The sequence below is a fragment of the Micromonospora sp. HK10 genome, from assembly GCF_000982955.1.
GTDB lineage: Bacteria > Actinomycetota > Actinomycetes > Mycobacteriales > Micromonosporaceae > Micromonospora.
Window position 1 is genome coordinate 1 of the sequence record NZ_KQ058862.1, and the last position, 4,256, is coordinate 4,256.

The following is a 4,256-nucleotide window of genomic DNA, read 5'->3' on the forward strand; positions in this document are numbered from 1 at the left end:
CCGGCCGGCCGGCCGGTCCGGGCGCTCGCCGTCCGGGTCCAACTCCGCGACCCGGCCGGCGCGGACCTGGGCGCGGTCGCCGCCGCGCAACCGGTCGACCCGGCCTTCGTCGCCCGGCTCGCCGCGGTGACCGGCGTGGCGGTCACCCTCCTCGACGTTCCTGCCGCCGCCGAGCCGGTCGGTCACCCCACCGAGACCCCGGGGGTACGCGAGGCGGTGCTGGCCGCCGCCCGCAGCCTGGACGGGGACCAGGTGACGGCGACCAGCGACGGCCGGTACGTGCGCCGGGTCGGGCCGGCACCGGGGCAACCCCTGCCGCTGGTCCTCTCGGTGCCCGGCGAACGCCCGCCCGGCCTGTACGCGGCCCTGGTCGGCGCGGTGGTGCTGGCCGCCCTGCTCGCCGTGGCGGCCGCCTGGCGGCTGGCCCGGGCGACCACCCGCCCGCTGGTCGAGCTGGCCGGCGCGGTGGACCGGGTGACCGACGGTGACCTGACCGCGCGGGTACCGGTGCGCAGCCGGGACGAGATCGGCCGGCTGGCCGGCGCGTTCAACCGGATGACCCGGGAGACCGGCAGCTACGTGGCCGCGCTGACCACCAGCCGGGACCAGTTGCGCGGACACCTGGCGGTGCTCGGCGACACCCTGGCCAGCACCCACGACCTGCAACGCATCCTGCGGGTGATCCTGCACAGCGCGATCGCCGCGACCGGTGCCCGCGCCGGCGCGGTGCTGCTGCTCGACGGCGACGGCGTGCTGGTCGGCCGCTGCGTGGAAGGGCTCGGCGGGACCGACCCGGCGGACCCGGCGACGCTCCGGGTGCCGGTGGGGACCGGGGTGATCGGCACGGTGGCCGCCACCGGGGAGCCGCTCTGCGGCCGGTGCGCGCCGGCCGACGCCCCGACCGACGGCCCGCCCACCGGCGACCCAGCCGGCGACCCAGCCGGCGACCCGGTCGGCGACCCGGCCTGCGACGCCACCGGCTACCCGGCCGGCGAGCCGGCCTGCGAGACGTACGTGGCGGTGCCGTTCGCCGCGCCCGGGGTGACCGAGCTGGGCGGGCGCGGGCCCGAGCGGCCGGGACACCCGCCGGCGTTCGGCGACCCCGACCCGCCCGGCTCCGGCGCGCTCGGCGTGCTGGTCCTCTACGACCGGGTGGGCGCCGCCGGGTTCGACGAGGACGACCTGGTCACCCTGCGCACCTTCGCCGGCCACGCGGCGGTGGCCGTGGAGAACGTCCGGGTGCACGAGGAGGCGCAGCGGCTGTCCCTCACCGACCCGCTCACCGGCCTGTGGAACTACCGCTACCTGCGCGAGTCGATCCGGCGCGAGGTGGAACGGGCCAACCGGTTCGGCCGGATGCTCAGCGTGCTGGCCCTCGACCTGGACCGGTTCAAACACATCAACGACACCTGGGGGCACGCCGCCGGCGACGCCGTCCTGGTCGAGTTCGCCCGCCGGGTACGCGGGGAGATCCGCGAGGTCGACCTGGCGTTCCGGCACGGCGGCGAGGAGTTCGTGGTGTTGCTGCCGGAGACCGACGCCCGGGGCGCCACGATCGTGGCCGAGCGGCTCGGCGCGGTGGTCCGGGACCAGCCGGTGCCGGTGGACGGGCACGGCGGGAAGCCGGTCCGGGTGGCCGTCACGGTCTCCATCGGCATCGCCGTCTACCCGGACCACGCCGCCACCGGCCAGCAGGTGCTCGACGCCGCCGACGACGCCCTGTACGCGGCCAAGGCCGCCGGCCGGGACGGCTACCGGCTGGCCCGCCCGCCGGATCCGGTCCCCACCGAGGAGCTACCGGTGGTGGCGGTGGCGCTCAGCCCGCCCGACGGGCTGCCCCGGGCCGGTGCGCCGGACCCCGCCGCGGCGGGGCAGGGCGGCGCGTCTTCCGGTCCTCACCCGCCGCGGCAGAGCCGTGGCCGATAGTCTCGCGGCATGTCGGAGCACTCATCGAACCCCTCAGCGACCGCCGCGACCGGTCGCGCTCGCGCGGTCAAGGCCGTCATCCCGGCCGCCGGCCTGGCCACCCGGTTCCTGCCGGCCACCAAGGCGGTTCCGAAGGAGCTGTTGCCGGTCGTGGACCGGCCCGTGCTGCAGTACATCGTCGAGGAGGCCGCGCAGGCCGGCCTGACCGACGTGCTGCTGATCACCGGGCGTGGCAAGACGTCGATGGTGGACCACTTCGACCGCCGGCCCGATCTGGAGGCCCGGCTGGAGAGCAAGCCGGAGGTGCTGGAGGCGGTACGCCGCCCCGAGGAACTGGCCGAGATCTACACCTGCCGGCAGCCCGAGCAGCTCGGCCTCGGCCACGCCGTCGGGTACGCCGAGTCGCACGTCGGCGACCAGCCGTTCGCGGTGCTGCTCGGCGACGAGTTCGTCAAGCTGGACGAGCCGCTGCTGCCGGCGATGCTGGACCTGCAGGCCCGCACCGGCGGCATCGTGCTGGCGTTCTTCGAGGTCGACCCGGCCGACACCAAGCGGTACGGCATCGCCTCGGTGGCACCGGCCGAGCCGGAATTCCACGACATCGCCGAGGTCGTCAAGGTGACCGGCATGGTGGAGAAGCCCAAGCCGGAGGAGGCGCCCAGCAACCTCGCGGTGCTCGGCCGGTACGTGCTCCCGGGGCGGATCTTCGACGCGATCCGGCGCACCGAGCCGGGCAGCGGCGGCGAGATCCAGCTGACCGACGCGATGGAGATCCTGCGCAACGAGGGGGTGCCGGTGCACGCCATCGTCTACCGGGGCACCCGCTACGACACCGGCATGCCGCTGGGCTACCTGCAGACCGTCGTGCAGATCGCCTGCGACCGGGACGACCTGGGCGCCGAGTTCCGCAAGTGGCTGGCGGAGTTCGTCAACCAGGGCGACGAGACGGTCACCGCCGCGATCCTGAACGGGGTGCGCAACGCGTCGGGCGGTTCCAATACATGACCGCGACGGCCGACGCCGAGGCGGCCGCGAACGAGTTGACGCCGCTCGCCGACTACCTGGGCAGCGTGCTGCGCAGGTTACGCGCGCTGCCTCCGCTCGACCTCGACCTCACCCAGGCGTACGGCAACGTCCTCGCCGAGGACGTGGTCACGCCGCACTCGTATCCCGCCTTCGACCAGGCGGCGGTGGACGGGTACGCCGCGCGCTGGGAGGACATCTCCGGAGGGAGCCGGGGGCCGGGCTACGTCCCGGCCCCCTCCGGTATCCCGGGTGGGCGCAGCATCCGGCTGAACGTGGTCGGCGACCTCGGCGCAGCCAGCTGGCGACCGGTCCGGCTCACCCCCGGCTCCTGCTTCTCCGTTGCGGCGGGCGCCCCGCTGCCGATCGGCGCCGACGTGGTGGTCCCGGTGGAGTGGACCGACCAGGGCATGGCCGCCGTGGAGATCTTCCGGACCCCCAAGCGCGGGTACGGCCTGCGGCGCGCCGGTGAGGAACTGCCCGCCGGCACCCTGCTCGCCCGGGCCGGCACGTACGTCTCGCCGGCCCTGGTCGCCGTCTTCGCGGCCACCGGCATCGGGCACGTGGTGGTCCGGCCCAGCCCGCGGGTGGTCGTCGTGGCCACCGGCGACGAACTGGTCGACGTCGGCCGGGCCAGCCAGCCCGGCCAGGTGGTGGACACCAACTCGCACGCCCTGACCGCCGCCGCGGCCGAGGCCGGCGCGCTCGCGTACCGGGTGGGGATCTGCGACGACGACCCGGAGGCGCTGCGCGGCCTGCTGGAGGACCAGACCCTGCGCGCCGACCTGATCATCACCACCGGCGGCACCGGCACCGGCCCGGGTGACATGGTCCGTCGCATCCTGTCCCGGCGGGAGGGCGGCCGGGCCGGGCCGGTCACCTTCACCGAGGTGGCGCTCTATCCCGGGACGGCCCTCGGATTCGGTACGGTCGGCGCCGAGGAGGTGCCGGTGGTGTGTCTTCCCGGTGAGCCCGGCGCGGCGCTGATCGGCTTCGAGGTGCTGGCCCGGCCGGCCATCCAGCTGCTGGCCGGCGCCGAGCCGGTGTTCCGGCCCAGCGTCCGGGCGCACCTGCTGGAGACGGTCTCGTCCCCGGTCGGGCTGCGCGAGTTCCGCCCGGCACACGTGGCCGAGCGGCGCGGCGGCGGGTACACGGTGCAGCCGCTCGCCGGCGGGCCGTTCACCCTCTCCGGCCTGGCCGAGGCGAACGGCCTGCTGGTCCTCGGTGAGCGGGTGACGACCGCGGCGGCGGGCTCCACCGTGGACGTGCTCCTCCTGGACCGGCGCCGGTGAGCGCGAGGAGTGAGC

At 75.8% G+C, this 4,256-nt stretch carries 3 protein-coding genes; all 3 read left to right on the top strand.

What is annotated here, in order from left to right:
• Nucleotides 1-1,926 (top strand): diguanylate cyclase (locus LQ51_RS23160; protein ID WP_046569061.1); only part of this gene is annotated, 1,926 nt, incomplete at its 5' end.
• Nucleotides 1,927-1,935: 9 nt separating this feature from the next.
• A complete protein-coding gene (locus LQ51_RS23165; protein WP_046569063.1) occupies nucleotides 1,936-2,931 on the top strand; it encodes a UTP--glucose-1-phosphate uridylyltransferase in 996 nt (331 codons plus the stop codon).
• Nucleotides 2,928-4,241, top strand: coding sequence for a molybdopterin molybdotransferase MoeA (glp, locus tag LQ51_RS23170; protein ID WP_046569064.1), 1,314 nt, complete (start codon nucleotides 2,928-2,930; stop codon nucleotides 4,239-4,241). Before LQ51_RS23165 ends, glp begins: the two co-directional genes overlap by 4 nt.
• Nucleotides 4,242-4,256 lie beyond the last annotated feature (15 nt).